General features: G+C 45.1%; 11 protein-coding genes. 5 read left to right on the plus strand and 6 right to left on the minus strand.

Annotated features, from left to right (window positions below; genetic code table 11):
- Positions 1 to 12 precede the first annotated feature (12 nt).
- The 4 genes from ACSV5M_RS18965 to ACSV5M_RS18980 all read left to right on the plus strand — a co-directional run bounded on the left by ACSV5M_RS18965 (position 13) and on the right by ACSV5M_RS18980 (position 4,028).
- Positions 13 to 1,032: a zinc-dependent alcohol dehydrogenase gene (locus ACSV5M_RS18965; RefSeq protein ID WP_439178149.1), complete on the plus strand. Its 1,020-nt coding sequence runs from the start codon at positions 13 to 15 to the stop codon at positions 1,030 to 1,032.
- A gap of 7 nt (positions 1,033 to 1,039) precedes the next feature.
- Positions 1,040 to 1,804: an SDR family oxidoreductase gene (locus ACSV5M_RS18970; protein ID WP_439178151.1), complete on the plus strand. Its 765-nt coding sequence runs from the start codon at positions 1,040 to 1,042 to the stop codon at positions 1,802 to 1,804.
- Between the two features lie 5 nt (positions 1,805 to 1,809).
- Positions 1,810 to 3,255, plus strand: a complete 1,446-nt coding sequence (aldA, locus tag ACSV5M_RS18975) for an aldehyde dehydrogenase (protein ID WP_439178153.1) — start codon at positions 1,810 to 1,812, stop codon at positions 3,253 to 3,255.
- 164 nt (positions 3,256 to 3,419) lie between these two features.
- Positions 3,420 to 4,028, plus strand: coding sequence for a GntR family transcriptional regulator (locus tag ACSV5M_RS18980; RefSeq protein WP_439178155.1), 609 nt, complete (start codon positions 3,420 to 3,422; stop codon positions 4,026 to 4,028).
- 299 nt (positions 4,029 to 4,327) lie between these two features.
- Here ACSV5M_RS18980 and ACSV5M_RS18985 read toward each other — a convergent pair whose 3' ends face one another.
- The 6 genes from ACSV5M_RS18985 to ACSV5M_RS19010 form a co-directional block, all read right to left on the minus strand.
- Complete coding sequence (locus ACSV5M_RS18985; RefSeq protein WP_439178157.1) at positions 4,328 to 6,418, minus strand: carbohydrate-binding protein; 2,091 nt, start codon at positions 6,416 to 6,418, stop codon at positions 4,328 to 4,330.
- Positions 6,419 to 7,172: 754 nt separating this feature from the next.
- Positions 7,173 to 9,485, minus strand: a complete 2,313-nt coding sequence (locus ACSV5M_RS18990; protein ID WP_439178158.1) for a beta-galactosidase — start codon at positions 9,483 to 9,485, stop codon at positions 7,173 to 7,175.
- 99 nt (positions 9,486 to 9,584) lie between these two features.
- Positions 9,585 to 10,631, minus strand: coding sequence for an SMP-30/gluconolactonase/LRE family protein (locus ACSV5M_RS18995; RefSeq protein WP_439178159.1), 1,047 nt, complete (start codon positions 10,629 to 10,631; stop codon positions 9,585 to 9,587).
- A gap of 3 nt (positions 10,632 to 10,634) precedes the next feature.
- The gene (locus tag ACSV5M_RS19000; RefSeq protein ID WP_439178161.1) at positions 10,635 to 11,381 is read right to left on the minus strand and encodes a SapC family protein; all 747 of its coding nucleotides are present in this window, start codon (positions 11,379 to 11,381) and stop codon (positions 10,635 to 10,637) included.
- Between the two features lie 33 nt (positions 11,382 to 11,414).
- Complete coding sequence (locus tag ACSV5M_RS19005; RefSeq protein WP_439178163.1) at positions 11,415 to 12,968, minus strand: tryptophan halogenase family protein; 1,554 nt, start codon at positions 12,966 to 12,968, stop codon at positions 11,415 to 11,417.
- A 103-nt stretch (positions 12,969 to 13,071) separates the two neighbouring features.
- Positions 13,072 to 15,810 (minus strand): TonB-dependent receptor, encoded by a 2,739-nt coding sequence (locus ACSV5M_RS19010; protein WP_439178164.1) that lies wholly within the window; start codon positions 15,808 to 15,810, stop codon positions 13,072 to 13,074.
- Between the two features lie 477 nt (positions 15,811 to 16,287).
- Here ACSV5M_RS19010 and ACSV5M_RS19015 point away from each other — a divergent pair, with 477 nt between their 5' ends.
- The gene (locus tag ACSV5M_RS19015; protein ID WP_439178167.1) at positions 16,288 to 20,808 is read left to right on the plus strand and encodes an Ig-like domain-containing protein; all 4,521 of its coding nucleotides are present in this window, start codon (positions 16,288 to 16,290) and stop codon (positions 20,806 to 20,808) included.
- Positions 20,809 to 21,005: the final 197 nt, after the last annotated feature.

The raw sequence follows: 21,005 nt of genomic DNA on the forward strand, positions 1-21,005 counted from the left end.
GGGTCGAAAATTATGTTAGCTGCTCAATATGTCGGTAATAAAGGCTTTCAGGTTGTTGAAGGGCAAATTGTAGCGCCCTCGGCAGATGAAGTTCGTTTACAAGTAGGATTTGTTGGTATCTGTGGGACGGACATGCATATTTATCATGGTGTCATGGATCAGCGCGTTGCGCCGCCGCAAATTATTGGTCATGAAATGTCAGGCACCATTGTTGAAATGGGTTCAAATGTAACTGGTTTTAACATTGGTGATCGTGTAGTTGTTCGCCCCCTCGATTACTGTGGTCAGTGCCCAGCATGCACGGCGGGCCATAGTCATGTGTGCCATAAATTGAAATTTATGGGCATTGATAGCCCGGGTGCATTCCAAAATTCATGGACTGTAAAGGCGCGCACTTTGCACAAGCTTCCTAATAATATTGATCTTAAACAGGGGGCGTTGATTGAGCCATTGTCGGTAGCAGTGCACGATATTTCTCGGGCGCGATTGAAGGCAGGTGAGAAAGCGGTTGTTATTGGTGGTGGTCCAATTGGACAATTGGTTGCCTTGGTTGGAAAAAGTGTCGGCGCAGAGATAATGATTTCCGAGGTTAATCAGGTCCGAAACGAATTCGCTCAAAAAAATGGTATAAAAACAGTGAACCCTCTTGAGCAAGATTTGGATGCAACTGTTAAAGAATGGACAAACGGTAAGGGAGCAGACGTAGTCTTTGAGGTATCTGGAGTGAAGGCTGCTATTGAAGCCATGACTAAAATTGCCTCAGTTCGCGGCCGTATCTGTATGGTTGCCATCCATTCGCAGAAGCCTGAGGTTGATATGTTTCAGTTTTTCTGGAAGGAGCTGGAGTTAGTGGGCGCACGCGTTTACGAAGCAGCCGACTTTGATATGGCGATTGCACTGGTTGCATCAGGTAAAGTAAATCTGGATCCATTCATAAGCTCGGTATCTAGTTTGGACAATATTGGGAGTGCGTTTGCCAGCATGGATAACAATCCTGCCGGCATGAAAGCCTTGGTTTCTTGCGCGGAGTAAATTGTTCATGCTGGATCAATTTAGCTTAGATGGTAAAGTCGCGTTAGTGACTGGCTGTAAGCGCGGTATAGGTAAAGCCATGGCTGTTGCACTTGCGGAAGCAGGTGCGGATATTATAGGCGTATCTGCCACGCTCGAATTAAAAGGCTCGGATATAGAAAAAGCAGTATTAGCAACAGGCAAAAAATTCAGTGCTTACCAATGTGACTTTGCCAGTCGCACTAGTCTTTATGAATTTATTGAGAAAGTAAAAGCAGCGCATCCAGTGATTGATATTCTGGTTAACAACGCAGGGACTATTTTGCGCGCACCTGCTGCTGAACACAGCGATGAGTATTGGGATCAAGTTATTAATGTGAACTTGAATTCACAATTTATTTTAAGTCGTGAAATTGGCGCAACCATGCTTGCGCGAAAAAGCGGTAAAATCATTTTTACAGCGTCACTGTTAACTTATCAAGGTGGTGTGACTGTGCCTGGTTATGCAGCGAGTAAGGGTGCATTGGGTCAGCTGGTGATGGCGTTGTCGAATGAGTGGGCGTCGAAGGGTATTAACGTTAATGCCATTGCACCGGGCTACATTTCCACTGACAATACCGAAGCCTTGCGCAATGACAAAGATCGCTCTGCGTCTATTCTTAGTCGTATCCCCCAGGGACGCTGGGGTACGCCGGAAGACTTCAAGGGCCCGATTGTGTTTTTAGCATCAAGTGCCTCTAACTATATGAATGGCAGCACCGTGTTAGTTGACGGCGGCTGGATGGGGAGATAAGAACTATGAAAAATGATCTTAACTTTATTAATGGTCATTATGTACCATCGAAAGCGTCTGGCCATATTGTGGTTTATAGTCCAAGTACTGGTGCTGAAATTGGCCGTATCCCTGAGGGATGTAAAGAGGATGCTCAGGAGGCATTAGAGGCGGCGCAGGCAGCACAAAAACCATGGGCAGCGTTAACTGCGCGTTCGCGTGCCACACTATTGCGAAAATTTGCGCAAGCTATTCGGGAAGAAAGTGAATTGCTTGCCACCATGTTGGTGCAAGAGCAGGGAAAATTGATTGAGGTGGCGCGGGGCGAGGTCGAAGCAACGGCCACGTTTATAGAATATGCGTGTGATAACGCGCTCACTATTGAAGGCGATATTCTGCCTTCCGATAAACCCAATGAAAAAATCTATATTCACAAGGTGCCACGGGGCGTTGTGGTTGCTATCACCGCCTGGAATTTCCCTTTGGCATTAGCTGGACGTAAAATCGGACCAGCTCTTATAACCGGTAATACAATTGTGGTAAAACCTACCCAGGAGACCCCATTAACTACTATGGAGCTGGGGCGAATCGCTAATCAAGTGGGTATTCCAGCGGGTGTATTGAATATAGTTAACGGTTCAGGTTCGGTAGTAGGGCAGCATTTATGTGAAAGTCCTATTACGCGCTTAATTACCATGACCGGTAGTACCCGTGCTGGACAAATTATCTATAAAGCCAGTGCCCAGCATTTAACGCCCGTAATGTTAGAGTTAGGTGGAAAAGCGCCCTTCATAGTGATGGAAGACGCTGATTTGGAATTGGCGGCCGAGGAAGCGCTCTGGACTCGCTTTGCCAACTGCGGACAAGTGTGCACCTGTGCTGAGCGCCTCTATGTGCATGAGAAAGTATATGAGGCATTTGTTTCCAGGCTCGTGCCTAAGGTAAAAGCCCTGGTGGTGGGCGATCCTATGAATCCTACAACGCAGATCGGCCCTAAGGTCAATCGCCGTGAAGTTGAGCATATAGACGGATTGGTAAAGAAAGGTTTGGCTCAGGGGGCAGAGTTGGCTTGTGGTGGTAAGCCTGCTGTGGTGCCCGGTTTTGAGCAGGGTAATTGGTATGAGCCTACGGTGCTGACCAATGTAAAACAAGATAATATTTTGGTGCATGAGGAGACTTTTGGGCCGATATTACCCATCGTTAGAATCAGTAGCATTGATGAGGCTATCACATACTCTAACGATAGCGAATATGGTCTTTCGGCCTACCTGTTTACACAAAGCCTCAATTACATCCATCGTTCTATTGCGGAAATGGAGGTGGGTGAAATCTACGTAAATCGCGGCATCGGCGAGCAACATCAAGGTTTCCATAATGGATGGAAGATGAGTGGTGCTGGCGGTGAAGATGGTAAATACGGCCTGGAACAATATTTGGAGAAGAAGACTGTCTATTTAAGTGAGAGATACTAATCTTTAGCCCACTACTTTGTAATGTCCGGACCCAGAGGGTAGATGTGTTTGGAACGATCTTTGACATCTACCCGTGGGTATTTGGGCGGATTATTGTCAAAAGTCTGCAAATAGCTTAGCCTTATGACTCCCAGCAAGGTTAAATGCGGAAGGTTATGCAGATCATGAGAGAAACAAAAAGAATCATCCCGGTTCGAGATCAAATTGCGGACCAAATCAGGTCGGACATTATTTCGGGTGATATACCGCCCAATGCCAAATTAAATGAAGCGGCTTTGGCTGCGCGTTTTGGCGTGTCGCGTGGTCCAGTGCGCGATGTATTGCTTCAGCTTACAAAAGAAGGATTGCTTGTCGCCAAAAATAACTGCGGCGTTTCAGTGAATAGTCTTTTGTCACCAGAACTTCAGGAGTTGATGATAGATATTCGCACCAGGATCGAACTTCATGCATTAAAAAGCTTGAAGGGGAAGCTACAGGAGGCTGATTTTGCAGAAATCGATGCAATATTGGATCGACTGCAAGATGCTTTTGATAACGAAAATTATACTGAAGTTACTAAAGCCGATATGGACTTTCATCGTTATCTTGTTATGAAAGCCGGTGGTGAAGAGCTGGTCAATTTGTGGCAGCCCATTATTTTACGTATGCGCATGAACTATAAACGTATTACAACGCCGATGGATTGTGTCAATGAGCATAAGGCTGTTAGCGATGCGCTGCGGAGTGGCAACATCCGTGAAGCTACTGCTGCACTTAAAGCGAATATTCGTTAAATAATAAATAATTATTCGATTTGTGCAATAGCTTCATCCGATCTTAGCTGATCTCCTATTATTACTGTTGAAATCATATAAATAGCAGTTTAAGAGGATTCCCCAGATATTCATTAATTCAATGTCTACCGAGCTGATGTAATTGGACAATTCGATTGATGAACGTTTTTGAGCAGACAGAAGTAAATGCGGGTTATCTGGAACCGCCATCGAGATTAATATTACGATTCGGAATTAATAATACAGACGGCATTCTGTTAGATGCCGTCTGTTGTTTAATGAATGAGTATTAACATATTCTATTGCAGTTGTGATTCTGGGCGTTCCGAGCTAGTCGCATAAGCTGATAAAACATTGTTCTCATTGTTGCCATCTCGATGAAGTACAATCCTATCAATGCCGTGATTCTTCGAGCGTGCGCTAATTTCAAGTGAATAAGTGCCCGCTTGATTGAACTCGGCAAAGATATTGTGTCCATCATTGTCGCTGGTGAGGGCTGACCACAGGAAGCTATTCGCGGGACTGCCAGAACGGTATACCTTGAACCAGCCGTTGCTGGATGACCCTTTGGGGACGTCTCCGTTACAACTTTCAGCTACGGTATTTCTAGGGCAAACGATGTGGCCGTTTTTGAATCCATAAAACTTGTCGGCATTGATTTTTAACCAGGAATCATTAGCTTCTGTCGTAGAGGTACCGTGACGAATGATGCTTCGCATATTAAATTTGTACCGGCCGGGATTGTTGATTTTAACAGGTATACTGATAGTCCCCATACCGGGTGTGCCAAAGCTGTCGTTACCCTTCCAGGTTAGGAAGTTTCCATTAAATGACCCGTTTCCCGATTCTAATAACCAGCTGTTGCTATAGCTGGTAGATTCTAATTCAACAACCAACAGACCGTTCTGTTCGGTAAACGCGAGGGCATCTGACGAGTTATTGGGGGGAGTGGAGGTTGTCGGGGAACTCAAAAATTCATTGAAAAACCCTTTGACGTTATTCACTTGTAGAAAGCCAAATATCCAAACATTCTCTACGCAATCTGAAAAATCGAAACCTCCAGCTTTGATCGATGGATTTTCATATCCACTGGAGCTATTGTTAGCATTAGCGACTCTCTGCGCTTCGCTCCAGATCGCTCCAACCGTCTGATTTGATTTTGCTCTAACCCAGTCGGAACCATCTTTCGTGTTAAAGCCAGGCGTGCCATTATTCATAGCATTGCCATCAGCGATTTTGTTGTACTGAACGGTGGTTTTGACGTAGTTCAGGTCAGCAGGGGTTGTCTTATCTTCATTCCAATTTGAATGCTGTACCACATGGAATTGGTTTTTCAAATTGATGGAACCGTTCGTTTGTTTTATCAGCCTAACTACATCAGCTGTAAAGTCAGACTGGCCCGCCTCTTGTACCCAAACGTGTCCGCCGCTATTCAAAGTTGCGAGAGCCTTTTGTGCTACCGTGTTCACGGCACTATTCCAGTTTGTGGATGCATTTGACCAGTTGGCGCCAAATGCCAGATTAAAAAGATGAGGTGCATCAATATATCGTCCGCCTTGCGTTCCTGTGGTTCCAGCGACTGCGTGGTATTTGATAGTTCTGAACCGTTGGTCACGTAGCATTGTGGCTAGGGCCGCAACTGCATGAACATCGTCAAGGTCAGGCTTCTGATCAAAATGAGCAAGTAGCAAGTCTTTATTGATATTAAATTTACCTAGCATTGTGTTCGTGTTACCCGGCGGAGTGGTTCCTCCGTCGGCTTTTTGTATGTCAATCCAATTTAAATTGAATCCACCCTCTAAAGCAGTTAAACGCAATATCCTTTTACCAACTGAAAAATTTTTATGAACAGAAGTTACCGTTTGCCATTGCTGCCAATTTCCTGTGTTAGGGACGTCTACGGTGGCATTGAAAGATGATCCGTCTATATCCATAGAGATCGTTCCACTACCGTTGAGAGAGGCCACTCTAAATTGAATCTGATAGTTGCCGGCCTCGGTAATGTCGATGGGAAACTCTAACCACTCGCCGGCATCAATCCAGCCTACATTAAAGCCACCACCTGCATCGTTAGTAGATTGTATATCTACGTCATCGGACTTGTATTGGCCCCCTTGATTGCCGGGAGTTGCGTCATAAAATTCTTCATAATCTTCAGCCTGTATTCGGCCTGGGACACGAGTGTAGTTGATGCTGGGAACACCATATTGATCGCAGCGAAGAGAGCCGCACATGCATATGCTATTATCCGTGCGACTTTGTGCGCAATCTGTGGCTGGACTTCCGTATATATTCTTACACTGACTCGTGAAGTCACATTGATCCTGCGCATTGACGTAAGCGGAGAAAAGCAGGGCGAGCATGAATAGATAAACGCGTTTAATTTTCATATCGTTGTCCTTTCTAGATTGATGTTGATGATATACCCCAGTTTATACGGATGAGATGACTGACGTTTGGTTGATACGTTTATAGTTATTTATTGTCCTTTTGATTGTTAAACTCTCTGGAGGCGGAGTTTATGCGGATTTGGGAGCGGCTCGCCCACCAGGAAAATTCAAGTTTACAAATTAAAATAAACGACTTGCTTTTAGGTCATCGCCTTTAATATTTCATTGTCCCGAAATATTGTCAAACGTAAAATGTAGACAAAAATATGAAGGGATTTGAGATGTGCGTTGCCCAACAAAGTAAGTGAAAACCTGTCGGTGTTTACTGGCACGTGAATATCTAAATTCCTGGGTGTTTCGGCGACTGTTAGCTGAACGCTTACGAACGAAGAGGACAATGCAGCGGCGCAAAAATCTGTATCTGACGAGTTAAATAAAGCGTTGACGAAAGAGAGTTCGTCAACGCTGAAAATTTACTTGACGAAATTTAATATCAATTTATCGGCATTCCATTGCCATGCTTCGCTTCCGTAACTTTGCAAACGAACTTTATAAATCCCTGGTGTGGCCACAGTAATGTTACCAGTCAGCATAAAACTCGAGAAAATAGTCCATCCGAGACGTGGATCAATTGAAGGTCAGCGCGCAGGTTGTGAGCGAGAGGGGGGGCATCAATCGCCGAGTTGGTGGTTCATCGAGTCTAATGAGGTATTTGACTGCTAGCCCTCAACATTAAGTTGAGGGCTACTCTCAGTTATTGAATAGGAGGAATTTTACTGCGGCGCTGGTAGAGTGATTTATTCAGGCGCTTGGCCGCATCTACCATGGGTTGATAGGGGATGTCAGTATTACTTACCCAACCTACGTTATAGTTTTCGCCATCGTATGCACGGCCAGTGACTGGGTCATCGATATATTGGAACCAATGTGCGCCCACCATATAAGGGTTGTCGATCACGCTATTCATGTAGTTTTCGTACATTTTCGCGCGGTCGGTTTGATCGGCAGCAATCACTAATCCAGGGTGATATAAATCCGTATCGGATGTTGAGCCTATGTGGTATTCACCGATGATGGTGGGGAAATCCAGATCTTTCAAGAATCCCCAAGTGTCCGGGTGCATACCTTCGCGATAATTATTAAAGCTAAGTACATCGCTGTATTTTTTGGCGGCGGCGACAACTTCAACAGGCATGCCCCATTCGGCGGCAATTCTCACGCCCATATACATATGGTTGGGCAGGGCGCGTTTAAGTTCGCTGCTCACAATGCGGAAATAGGTTTCTGCATAGTCCGCGTAGAGCATTGAAAAATCCGCGCGTGACGAATCGTTAAGTTTGTCCATTGTAATACCGCCTGCAAAGCTTGACCATGAACCGATCTGTGTACCCCAAGCTTTATTTAGCGCCGCAATATCACCGTATTTTTTGCTAAGCAATTGAGTAAATCGCTTTTTCGCAGGGCTTTCATCGGAGGTTTTGCTTAACGCGTAATAGACGGCGCCAAAGTGGGCGCGGTCACTTTTCATAGAGCCCCAACCTTTTTCATTGTCGACAAATACGCCAACACACCAGGGGGTATTTTTTACTTCTCGACCAATTTGACTGATGGTCAAATTTGCGCGACGTTTAAATTCGGGGTCATAAACATCGGGTAGTGGTGACCAATAATCCTGCCCAGAGTAGAGCACTTTAAAATCACCGATAATCCAACCGTTGGCAAAAAAAGGCATGCGTTTGTTATCGTAGAACATGGGGTCGATCCAGTTGCCGAAGGAGGTGAAGCCCCAGTCTACCATGCGATCTAGCGTGACTTCTCGCCATGTGTTTATGTAGGAATTAGGCGAGGTTTGGCCGTAGCGTCGCTCCAGGTTGGCTTTGTAAAAGCTATAAACCTCACCATGTTCAATGACACCTTGGTGCACTGTGCGCCTGTAACCATAATGTTCACCGAGTTCGTGATCGTAGGGTGGCAGCCATTGAAACATTTCACGGCGTAATGGTGATGCAAGAAAACGAGAGGTCAAAGACTTTTTGTCGACCGGAATAATATCGCGCGAATCCTCGGGGGTTAATTCTTCAGGATCAATTTTGCGCACGCTGGCATCGTTAAAATCATAACCAGTGATGGTTTCTAAATTTGCCATTCGCACATTGGCAATGGCGCTGGAAAAAAACAAGTAACCATCAGGGTCTACCATCCACCAGCGGCCATCGACTTTTTCGGCACGGAAATAACCGGTACCTTCCAGTCTTGGACCTTTGCTCCAACCGCCATAACGCGATCTATCGTCAGGTTGTTTGGCATTAGCCAGGCTGGCCAATTCGGCGTTTGCTGCTGCTTTTAGTTGCTTTTCGGAATGAATTTTGGTGGGATAATCTTTTTTCGCGGCCTGGCCAAATTTATCGACTATACCTACCAAGTATTCAGGATCTTGTGCCGGATTAACACGCAGCTCAAGGTTGTCTATGATCAATGTGTTGGTTTCAAACTGTGCATAAGCTTTGACAATAATATTTGTGACTTTAGTAAAATCAAAATCTCGGTCGCCTGAGCGCCAGAATAATTTTTCTTCACTGGTTTTCCATGCCGGCGGGGTTTCGCGCATACCTGTTTGTGCATTAGCGACCCTTCCGGTTAAAGGTGCATAAAATCGGGCTGATTGCCCCGCGTTAATCACTGCGCTACGCTCCTGCTTGCGACCATTGGCATCAATCAGTGTCAACCAAAACTGGAAAGATTGGGTGCCTGGATTTTTAATGTCTAGTGCTAAATTTAAATCACCTGCATAAGTCCAATTCCAATAACCTTGTGAGGGGGTAGGTAATTCAATGGTGGACTCTTCACGCGGCTCAAATACCAATTTAAGTGCTTTACCCTGATTTTTTTCCTGCCCATCTATCAAGCTGGCGTTCACGTTACTTTTCATTGCGTTATTCAGCGAAAAATTATCAAAATTTTCAATGCTGCCGGGAATTTTGGATTGCCCCGCAGTGCTGCTAAGCGCTGCTAATGTTAGGGCGCCAGCGAGTACTTTTTTGGCAAACCGCAATTGATTGTTTCTCATTTTATTTCCTCTTGTGGGTTGGTATTGGCTCGCATAGTAATTCGGTGTGTGCCGATTTTTTGTAGCGATCCACTAAATACGTGTTTAAAAGTTGATAGATTATTTCAACGACAGGCTCATTATTGTGTCATGCGCCGTGATGAATAAAGTTTTTTCATCACTGGAAAGCGCACAATTAGCGGCTAATTTTTCGGTGTAAATTTTGGCTAATACCTCACCCTCTGGCGAAAACAACCAAACACCACCGGGACCAGTTGCAAATAAAAAACCGGTAGAGTGAGTGGTCATCCCATCGGGAACACCTTGGTGGTTAGGATTATTTTTTATGTCACTTGCATCATAAAAAACACGTTTATTCAATGTTTCTCCGCGTTCGTCTAAGTCGTAGGCAAGCCAATGTGGATGCTCTGTATCTGAAACGGCGATGTATAAGGTTTTCTGATCGGTTGAAAGGCCTATACCATTAGGAAGTTTCACTTGGTCATCCAATAATACTATTTTCTCTGAGCTAGTTAGCTTGTAGACACCCTGAAATTCCAGAGCTTTACGTTTGTCAGCCATCCCGCCAGCCAAGCCGTAAGGTGGGTCAGTAAAGTATAAATTTCCGCTATGGCTGAGTACGGCATCGTTAGGACTATTGAGTCGTTTTCCCTTGAATTCACTGACAATATTTCTGTACTCTGATGCAGGGTTAATTAAAGGGGCATTCATAAGTGCGATGCGCCGATCGCCTTGCTGCAATAAGATCAATTCATTTTTGCTGTTGAGTAATAGTCCATTTGAGCCACTATTATCATCTCCAGGAAAGAGGGAGGTTGCACCAGATGGCTCCAGATAAAGGCGAGTTCCTATGCCGGGTTGATACAGCATAATGCGATTGTTGGGTATGTCTGAGAATAGCAGTGCTTGTAATTCATTGACCCATAAAGGCCCTTCAGTCCAGCTGAAACCATCAGCGCGAATAACGATTTTTTGCGTTGGGTCGATTAACCTTAAGGCGCGATCATCCATAATTTCTATGGAACCTATTGCTTGTTTTAGTTCTGGAAAAAAGTATTTTTCGCGTATATCTAGTTTTCTTTGTACGCAGGCTGTAATGGTTAGCATCATTATAAAAATCATTGTTATTGCTATATACGGTTTCATTTCTTAACCTTGTATTTTACTATTTTTTAGGTCAATAAGTCGTTGGAATTGTTTTAGCGAATGGATAATGAACTGTATCGGATCTAAGAAATTATTATCCTGTAACCGACCGACTGATCCTTTGTTTAAGTTATTAAAATTATCGATATTGATGGTGTAGATGCCCTCGTAGCTAAAGGTTAGGCCATCATTAAAGGCAATCTTGATTCGTGCCGACTCCAGAAGCTGGAGCTCTAATAACTCATGAATAAATTTTTTGGTTTTTTCCTCGCCAGGTGTTAATTGGCTCAGTAATTCATTAATAGAATTAAGATAAGCAGTAGGTGTCCCATCCGGATTAAAGAGCGGCTCTCCCTGAGTTTTACTGATACGTTTGCTGCGGGTGTTGATGCTTATAAAACCGGAATCTTGGTCGAAATTGTTTTCTTTGGTGGTTAATGCGGTCTGGCGACGCCCAACAATAAACGGTTGGCGTTGGATGTGTAGCGGAATGTAATTGGCATTCCATTTGTTGTTTTTCTCCAAATAAAGATTCTCTTCAGGTGCAAAACCTAGCAGAGCATACAGATTAAACTGGCCTGTATCTGGGTGTTTCATAAAGCATACCGGGTATTCCTGTGCTAAATTTTTCAATTCATGAATCAGTACGGGAATGCTATTAATATTTTCTCCATATTCTGTACCGTGGTTAGTAACCACTCTTAATTGAGAGTGCGCCCAGTAATTCAGTATTTCAATGCTATTGCTCATAATGGCTCGCTATAGTTAGACGCTAAAGGCAGATTAGATCGGTTGTAATCCATATTCTATTATTTTGTTGATCAGCTCCCTGTTGCTGGGAAGTTGTTTTCTTAGCTGTTGAGCAAGGATGGCATTTTTATTGAATAATTCTTGCGCTAATTTTCGATTAGGTTGTGACATGCCTTTTGGACTGGCTTCAGTTGTATAGCCCATGCCATAGAGTAAATATTGATAACTCGCAGCAGGAAAGACTTCTACCGCCCGATCAAAGTCCATATACCAAGGAGCCTGGTAGCGCCATAATGTCATCAGATCCTGCAAGCTTTCTGGAATGCTGTTTGAGTGTCGATTGTCTCGCCAAAAATCACTGTCGTTGCGTTTGCTGAGGGCGTAATGCAATTTTAGAAAGTCGATAATACGTCGCCAGCGATATAAAAATGTTTCATTAAATCGTTTTGCAATAATATCCATCGCAGGACGAGTTGTGGGAAGTTGATCAGCAATCATCGCGGCCGATATTTCAATCAATACCAGCGCTGATGCCTCCAAGGGTTCAAGAAAGCCTGCGGATAGCCCTACAGCTACGCAGTTTTTTTCCCAAAACCTTTCTCTATGTCCTGGGATGATAGGAATTTTTCGCACCGAAAGTTGATCGGTATTCGATGAAAAATGACTGAGATACAGGTGCAATTTCTCTTCAGCTTGTTCTACGCTGGTGTGCGCACTTGAAAATACATGGCCTATACCGCGCCTCGTAGGTAGGCCTATATCCCAAATCCAACCGGAATCTTGAGCGGTAGAGATGGTGTGAGAGGCTATAGGGCTGTTGTCATTTTCATAGGGGAGGTGGACTGCCAGTGCCATATCGATAAAAAGTACATCTTTGCAGGATATAAATGGCACTTCATAATGTTTGCCAAGCAATAGTGAATTAGATCCACTACAGTCAATAAATAAATCGCCTGTAATATCGACCAATGTGTCAGTTGTAATTGAGGCTATATCACCATTTTCGGCTGTATTAACATGTATGACATCGGCCAATAAGTGAGTGACACCGAGATTGGTCGTGCAGTGCTTTTTTAAAAATTCTGCAAATGCACCTGCATCCAAATGGTAGGCATAATTGGCAACGCCAACGTATTCCGGTGTGCTGACTAATTTTGGTGCCAAGCCTGCTTCGCAGAGCGTTTCCTGCACGCAAACAGCATTGGAAAATGAGTTGTTTTGCGGATTGACTAACCAATGGGGGACGAGATTGATATCGTAAAATCCCTGCGGTAGTACTAACGGGTGATAATAGAAATCTTCTTTTTGACCATTGCACCAATTTACAAATTTTGCACCTTGTTTAAAGGACGCATTACATTCACGAATGAAATCTGTTTCACGTATATTCATTTTTTTTAAGGTGTTTCGCATGGTAGGCCATGTTCCTTCACCCACACCCACAATCGGAGTTTTGGGTGATTCTACAAGGGTAATTTGGATACCTTCGTTGTATTGATTAAGTATTTTGGCCGCAAGTGTGCCTGCGGTAATCCAACCGGCAGCGCCACCTCCAACAATAACAATGGATTTTATTGCTGTTGTCATATCTACACCGCTATTTTTATTATTCATTTTTTTTGGAAAAAAAAGGTCGCCAATAATAGGCGACCTTTATGCTTAATCATAATTGCCTATTGCACATGGACAATTAGAATTTCGCACGTACACCTATATTATAACGAGGACCATATTGCTCGTAGTCTTTGATTTGGTTAGTCCATCGACCATATCGATGCGTGGCTTCATCTGTTATGTTCAAACCTTCAATGAAGACGGATACATTGTCGTTGATGTCATAGCTCGCATTGATGTCGATTTGGTCATAGGCGGCAGTGAAAGTTGGTTCGGTGCTAGAAGTAAGGAGGAACTTGTCACGCCAGTTATAAGCGATACGTATTTGGAAGCCATTCATTTCATAGAAACCAACAACGTTTGCTGTATCGCTTAAGCCGGTTAGTGCCAAATCATTTTCTAGGCTGTAAACGTCATAGCTATCATCGCTGTCAACCATGGTGTAGTTGACGACAGCCCCAAAACCTGACTCACCAAACATGTGTTGAATGTTGAATTCCAACCCATCTACGAGGGAATCATCCAGGTTTTGGGGAGTTGATACCTCCCATACAATAGCCGGGTCTCCGGATTGCGATGTACAAGCGGGAACTGGATTGGCAACGGTACCATCAGGACAGCCCGGACGTGGGTTGGCAGCTGGGTTGGTGAGTGGGGCACCCGCTACTTCGATGATACGGTCTTCTTGACCCAAAGAGATAAAATTATCTACTTTTTTGCGGAAATATCCTGCGGATACGTAACTGCCGTCTGCGTAGTACCACTCCAGAGATAAGTCCAGATTTTCTGATTCGTACGGAAGTATTTCAGGGTTACCTTGATTGGCTTTGAATGGACCTGTGGATAAATGGGTAATTAAGTCAGTTCCTGGGAACATTGCATCAAAGTTACTGCGTGCAATCGTTTTACTGAATGAGAAGCGCGTTATCAAGTCTTCACGCAATTCCAAGCTAAAATCCAAATTAGGAAGGAAATTGTCATAACTACCACTCAGCTCATCAGGCTGTTCAGTGTCAGAATAAATCTTGGACATTTCCAGTGGCGATACCCAGTTGAATCCAATCACAGGATTGGTAATGGTGTAGGAGGTAACATCCGTCTCCTCGTAGCGAATACCAATATTGGCTTTCACTGGCATTTGATTGAATTCCGTATCAACATCAAATGACAAATACACTGCACTAATCTCTTCTTCTACACCGTTGATTCCAGATGTCATTGGGTTATTCAGGTTTTGAGCATAAACCAAGTCAATAAACTGATTAGCGCTAAATACAGGTACTTGCTCATAACCTATATCGCCTGGTTCAAAGGTCAAATCAAGGTCGCTAAGATCCATGCCGGTGAGAGCGAAATTGGCGCTGTAAATGTCGAAAACGTCTACAGTGTTTTTGGTTTGTGCAAGACCGAAATTAATGGCTGTGAGAGCGCCGGAGTCAACACTCCAAACGCCATGTAATTGAATCTGTTGAATATTATTTTCAAGCTCGTGACCGCGTTCTTGATAGAGATCGCCAACAATGTTGTTTTTGTTGTATGCGCCTCCTGGTAGTGCTGAATCGTCATAGGAAACGCTTGGGATTTTTCCGGAAAAATCGGCCGCGATATCCACTGCGCCAAATGGATTTTTGGTATTCGCAATGCGTTCTGCAGGTTGTGCGCCTGGGTTTGCGTGAGAGGTTGAGTCATGTGCGTCCAGAGTGAAAGACAGTTTATCATTCACATCCCATTCAACATTTACACCAAATGAATCGTTTTCTGTAGTGAAACCATATTCCCAAGCCCAAAAATTTAGTTCGTCATTTTGACGAGCAGGATTGATGATGGTGCCATTTTCATCTGCTTTACCTGTTTGCACATCATCAAACCAAAAGCTCATGCGATTCATGGCGCCGTCTTCTTCGAGACGTGACATGGTGTAATCAACAGATGCTGTCAGATTATCAAGTGGGGCAAATTGCAATACCAATTGACCGTTTTGACGAGTGCGCTCGTAGTTGGCGTTGTCCAAATCGACAGTGGGAACTCGCCAAGTCGCTTGAGTGGGATTGCGCTCAGTATTAATGGCGCTGGTATCAGGGTTTTGTTGACCTGGATAGCCGCGGCTCCAACCATTTTGTGTTCCGATGCGATCTACATGGAAATTGCGTTCTGCATATGAGTAGGACGCGAGCACGCCAAACTTCCCATCAGCAAACGTATTGCTGATCATGCCGGAAACTTCAGGAGTTACGTCGTCGCCTGTTTCAACAGTGGGTTCAATTACACCTTTAACACTGAAATGAGCGACTAGGTTATCAAAGTCAAATGGTTTAGCTGTATTCAAATTAATGGTTGCACCCAAACCACCTGAGGCCACGTTTGCTTTACCGGTTTTATACACCTCTACGCCGGAAACGCTTTCTGCTGCAATTTCACGGAAATTAAAGCTGCGAGAAATGGGCGTGCCGTCTAAGGCGGATGAATTTGGCATTTGACGTCCGTTCAATGTTACCAAGTTAAAGCTGGGGCCGAAGCCTCGAACGGTCACTTGATTACCTTCATTGTTGGTGCGGTCAATGGATACACCGGTAATACGTTGTAAGGATTCGGCGAGGTTGGTATCAGGAAATTTACCAATATCTTCTGCACTGATGGCATCTACAACGCCGCTTGCTTGGCGTTTAGTTTCCATTGCGCCAATCAGCGAACCCCTGATTCCGGTCACGACAACTTCTTCAATTAGGCCGTCTTGTGCATAAAGATTGATGCTAGATGCAGCTATCACTGCGGCGGAAAGCATTTTTAATTCAAAGCGGTGTTGAATATTAGCCATACCACGTACTCCTCATGGTTGTTCATTTTTATAGTCTCTATCGACTTGTTCTTGGTATATCAAGGGCCGACACAGGTTTTATGATTTGATCGAACCCAGGGCAGTCTTATGTCAGGAGAATTGGGTGCTTGCCCATTGCCCTCCTGAGGTATCATCTGCGCTTCTCACTATAAGTCAATTATTAATTGTTAACAATATGAGGGCGTGATAGAGGGATAAAGGAGTTTGTCATAGCGGCGCATATTTTTGGTCGGCATATTCTTTATTTAGTGCGAAAGCACCGGGTCGCATGAAGAAAAATTATATAGTTAATAGTAAAATGTTAACAAAATGATATTTTAGCCTTTTGGGTGTGGGTAAAATCCTAGTACCTGCCGTTTAGCACGACTACGGTTTCAGTCGGCAGGGACCGCGATCTGCAATAACAAGAATCGCCTTGGTCAAATAATAATAATAGCAACAACGTGTTCTCAGCTTTTGTACTTTTCCAATAACGATAATTATCATCTCAAAGAGGCTATTATGTTTAAGCAACATAAACTCCGCCTTGCTGTTGCCGCTATTACTACTGGTATTTTGGGTAGCATGGCGTCCTCAGCGCTGGCGCAAAACGTTAAAGTCGATATCAATGCGAATATCAAACATTCCGTCAACGGCGTTTCAGATTTTGGACGCGAGCGGCGTATCACCATTCATGCAAGCCCAATGGAAAATGACTTTCTGGGCGAAAAAGAAAAGCTTGATTATTTGATGGATTTAGGTGTGACCTTTGGCCGCGACAATGGCTTGGCTATGTACTACTTCAGCCAAACGGGTGGCGACGAAACCCGTTCTACTTACAGTCCCACTCCCTTTCCTTGGGGCTACGCCGAAAAGGCTGACTTGACACAGTTATCGACACTTTCTGCTCAATACAGAGAAGCGTTGGATACCAAATATGCTGATGCCCAGGAATATTTTGACCGGACCTCGTCCTTAATTATGGGTTCGCAACCAAGACCCGCTTATCCTAACTGGAGTTCCTATTCCTGGTTCGGTGGTGGCTTAACCAGTGAAACGCCCTGGCGCCCCCGTACCGCCCAAGATGCAGCAGAGTGGTACGCTGAATTTTTGAATAAATTCTTTGTGCAATACGAGAATGATCCTAAGGCTATTCCAATGCCTAAATATTGGGAGGTAGTTAACGAACCCGATATGTTGATGAATGTTCCAAGTCATGAAGGTCATTTATCAACCTGGGAAGAGCTTTTTGAGTTCCACAATGTCGTTGCCAATACAGTGCGCGCCAAGCTGGGCAGCAAGGCACCTAAAATAGGCGGTATGACGTGGGGCTTACATGACCTGGAGAAAGGTGATGCGACGGCGACAGGTTCACCACGTAATCGCGGCGATGAGCTATTAAATTTATTTTACGGTAACGATGCCGGTAGCGAAGCCATCAAAGATGCCATTCGCACTAATCTTTTTAATAAATCGCCCACCATGTCCTCCAATGGTCCAAACCCGAGAGATGATTGGTATCAGTGGGATGTAATCTGGAAGGGGTTCATGGATACTGCAGGCGCAAACATGGATTTTTACTCCGTCCATTTGTACGACTGGGCGTCATGGAATGGGTCCACCAATAGAACTGGCGCTCTGCGTACAGGTTTTCAAACAGAAGGTGTCATGGATTTAATGGAATGGTACGACACCAAGATGCTTGGCCAGCGCAAAGAAGTGGTCATGTCTGAGTATGGAAATATTACTGGCACCGATATTACCAAGCTGGATCGTCAACGTATGCGTTGGGAGGTGCTTAAGCCATTCTCGCAAATGATGATGCAATTTATGGAACGTCCCGATTACATCACTTTGTCGATGCCCTTCATCGTGGTTAAAGGTGAGTGGGGCGATGTGGATAAGAACAACCCGTACGGGCAAAGCCTGCTGGATCGTGACTATTCGACATGTACTGAAACGCCCACAGCCTATACCAACTGCACCTGGAATTTTAACCCCTCCATTAAATGGTATGAGCTTTGGCGCGACGTGGATGGCACCCGCGTAGATACATATGCCAGCGACCGCGATATCCAGGTTGATGCTTACGTTAATGGCAAAAACATGTATGTCATCCTGAATAGTTTGGAAGCTCAAGCAACTACTGTTGATATGAACTTCGCAGGTATTAGCGGTAATGCGATAAAGAGCGTCAAAATGCGTCATTTATATTTGGATGAAGCTATCGATGATGATAGCAACCCCGCTAATGGCGTAGGTAAACCTATTCTCGCCGATGCCACACTGACCAACTTGCCCAAGAGCATCACCATTGGTGCTGATGCTACAGTCGTTTTGGATATTGAATACACAAACAACATCAACCCGATATTCAATAGTGAAGAGAAAAAGTATCCAGCTGAACCCTTGACCGCTAATCCACCTTATCGCGTAGCGGCGGCTAACGTCACTGCTCAGGTAAATGGTGTGCCCAAGCCCAGCAAGGGTGAGGCGCAACTGCGGGTTACGGGTGCTTTCTTTATGAATGGCGGTATAGCAACCGGGTCGTCTGATAGTCGCGTGTCGCTCAAAATCAATGGCAATATCGTGCCCATTAAAACAGATTGGCGCGGTGATGAGTCAAGACGAAGTGGTCGCTCGATGGCAACTTTGGAGATTCCCTTCGACGTTAGTTACCTAAGTGCCAGCGGTAGTAACAATATTGAGTTGAGTACCATTGCTCAAGGTGAGGTAGCTGCCGTTAGCCTGCAAGTGTGGGATATGGACACCCAGATCACCCGAAGTATTCCGGCTGCATGCAGCCCATGTATAGCAGTATCGGGCTTGAGCTTAATTCAAACTAGTGTAGACAATCTGTTAGTTACCGAGTCGGTAGCCTTACAGCCGCGCGTCAGCCCAGCTAATGCCTCTAACCAAAATATCACGTGGGTTTCTTCCAATCCTGCTGTGGCGAGCGTTGATCAAAACGGTTTGGTTACCGGTAACATGCCTGGGTCAGCCACTATTACCGCAAAAACCATTGATGGCTCATTGACAGCTACGGCCTCTGTCGCTGTGAGTCAATTGGTGCCCACCGCTATTGCGGTCGTCGGCGTGCCTGACCCTCTTTATATTGGTGCAAGCAAGCAGTTGAGTGCAGCGGTAACACCTATTCACGCTCCTAACCGTAAAGTCATCTGGAGCAGCTCTAATACCGCTGTAGCCACGGTGGATAGTACTGGCTTGGTGACAGGTTTGAAAGCGGGCGATGTCACCATCAGCGCGAGATCAGCCGTTAACGGATTGATTGGCTCGGCAAATATTCAGGTTAAATCTAAAGCCCTTATGGGGATGAGTATCTCGCCAGCGAATACTCTGATTCCGCAAAACGACAGCTTGCAAATTCAAACAAGCTTCACTCCTGCTGACGCCAGTGACAAATCTGTTGCCTGGACTTCCAGTAATAACGCCGTTGCAACAGTAAGTAATACCGGTTTGGTGAAAGGGGTAGGGCTTGGTAAAGCTGAAATTACTGGCCGCTCTAACGACGGCGGTTTCGTTGGTAAAACTCAAGTGGAAGTGGTGGCATCTAATACCGCATTAACATATATAGAAGCGGAAAACTATACCCGCACAGGTGGAGCGTTTGGCGGTTTTGAGATAGGTACTGCCGCTGGCAATATCAACGACAACCAAACCGGTGACTGGGTAGAGTTTGATATTAATTTTGCTCAGCCAGGTGTCTATCAATTGGTATTGGCTACCGGTTCACCTCTGGATGGTGCAGGGGTTGAGTTCTTTATCGATGGCATTTCCAATGGCCGCTCCTCAGTGCCAAATAATGGCAACTGGGATCAGCATGTTACTACGGTGGTAACCAATAGCTTGCAAATCAATTCTGCCGGTAAACACACGCTGCGCTTGCTCAGTGTTGGCGCTGGCGGTGCTTATCAGTGGAATTTGGATAGAATCGGCTATCGTCTGCTGAAAGCGACTAGCGGGGGAAGTTCATCGTCTGTAATTTCGTCTTCACGGCCATCGAGTTCGGTGTATTCATCCTCCTCATCGATTGCTTCTGTGCCTGTGTCATCCTCGTCACGTTCTTCTGTGGCGCCCTCCTCAAACTCGTCGGTTGCGTCCAGCAGTGGAGCAGGTGGTATTAAACTTGTGCTGCAAGCTGAAAACTTCAGCAACACTGGAGGCTCCTATCAAGGCTTCCAAAAATATACTACCGCAGCAGGTGTTGGCGCCATCAACTACAATCAGCGCGGTGACTGGGCTGATTATTCTCTGAATGTTACGAGTGCGGGCACTTACAGCATCGATGCATTTCTGGGAACCACGCAAGTAGATGGCGCTATAGAAGTGTTGATTGATGGTGTGTCTGTAGCGAAGAAAACCGTTCCCAATAACAATAATTGGGATGTGTTTTCCAAGTTGGTAGTAACGAGTGGTGTGCAATTAAGTACGGGTGCTCACAGTGTGCGCATTATCTCGGCGGGCACTACCGCATCGACGTGGGAGTGGAATGCGGATCGCATTGAGTTTACGCAAACAGCAGCAGCATCTTCATCTCGCTCATCAGCTGCATCGAGTTCAGCGGGTAATGCAACACCGATTGTGATGCAAGCGGAATCTTACACCGCTACCGGCGGAACCTATCAAGGCTTCCAAAAGTACACCACCGCAGCGGGGGTGGGTGCTATCAACTACAACCAACGAGGTGACTGGGCAGAATACAGTATTAATGTAAGCGCAACAGGTAATTACCGAATTAATGCTTATGTGGGTACAACTCAAACCGGTGGTGTAATTGAAGTATTGATAGATGGTGTTTCTGTGGCGAAGAAGACGGTGCCTAACAATAATGACTGGGATCAGTTTCCGCTGCTCCCAGTGAGCGGCAGCCTCCGGCTGACACAGGGAGTGCACACCGTTCGCTTGTTGTCGGGAGGTACTACAAATTCAACGTGGGAGTGGAACGCGGACCGCGTTGAGTTTGTACCCGTAAACTAATCGCTCAAAGTATCTCCTTAGTTGTTTAGCTCGCACTTTAATTGGTGCGAGCTTTTTTTTTGCAATAACAGCTACCATCACTTACTGCTCGATAAAGTTGAATAGCGAGTCTTTTATTTCTTCAACTGACATAAGCCTGCACTATCCAGGGTCAGTTAGTTAACTGCCTTCATTGATCTGATTCCGCCGGCTATAAA

Source organism: Cellvibrio sp. ARAG 10.3, from assembly GCF_051846955.1.
In the GTDB taxonomy this organism is placed as follows: Bacteria; Pseudomonadota; Gammaproteobacteria; order Pseudomonadales; family Cellvibrionaceae; genus Cellvibrio.

What these genes read in the sequence shown, in the direction of transcription:
- ACSV5M_RS18965 (WP_439178149.1), top strand. Translation starts at nt 13, where the DNA reads ATGTTAGCTGCTCAATATGTCGGTAATAAAGGCTTTCAGGTTGTTGAA.
- ACSV5M_RS18970 (WP_439178151.1), top strand. Translation starts at nt 1,040, where the DNA reads ATGCTGGATCAATTTAGCTTAGATGGTAAAGTCGCGTTAGTGACTGGC.
- aldA (WP_439178153.1), top strand. Translation starts at nt 1,810, where the DNA reads ATGAAAAATGATCTTAACTTTATTAATGGTCATTATGTACCATCGAAA.
- ACSV5M_RS18980 (WP_439178155.1), top strand. Translation starts at nt 3,420, where the DNA reads ATGAGAGAAACAAAAAGAATCATCCCGGTTCGAGATCAAATTGCGGAC.
- ACSV5M_RS18985 (WP_439178157.1), bottom strand. Translation starts at nt 6,418, where the DNA reads ATGAAAATTAAACGCGTTTATCTATTCATGCTCGCCCTGCTTTTCTCC.
- ACSV5M_RS18990 (WP_439178158.1), bottom strand. Translation starts at nt 9,485, where the DNA reads ATGAGAAACAATCAATTGCGGTTTGCCAAAAAAGTACTCGCTGGCGCC.
- ACSV5M_RS18995 (WP_439178159.1), bottom strand. Translation starts at nt 10,631, where the DNA reads ATGAAACCGTATATAGCAATAACAATGATTTTTATAATGATGCTAACC.
- ACSV5M_RS19000 (WP_439178161.1), bottom strand. Translation starts at nt 11,381, where the DNA reads ATGAGCAATAGCATTGAAATACTGAATTACTGGGCGCACTCTCAATTA.
- ACSV5M_RS19005 (WP_439178163.1), bottom strand. Translation starts at nt 12,968, where the DNA reads ATGACAACAGCAATAAAATCCATTGTTATTGTTGGAGGTGGCGCTGCC.
- ACSV5M_RS19010 (WP_439178164.1), bottom strand. Translation starts at nt 15,810, where the DNA reads ATGGCTAATATTCAACACCGCTTTGAATTAAAAATGCTTTCCGCCGCA.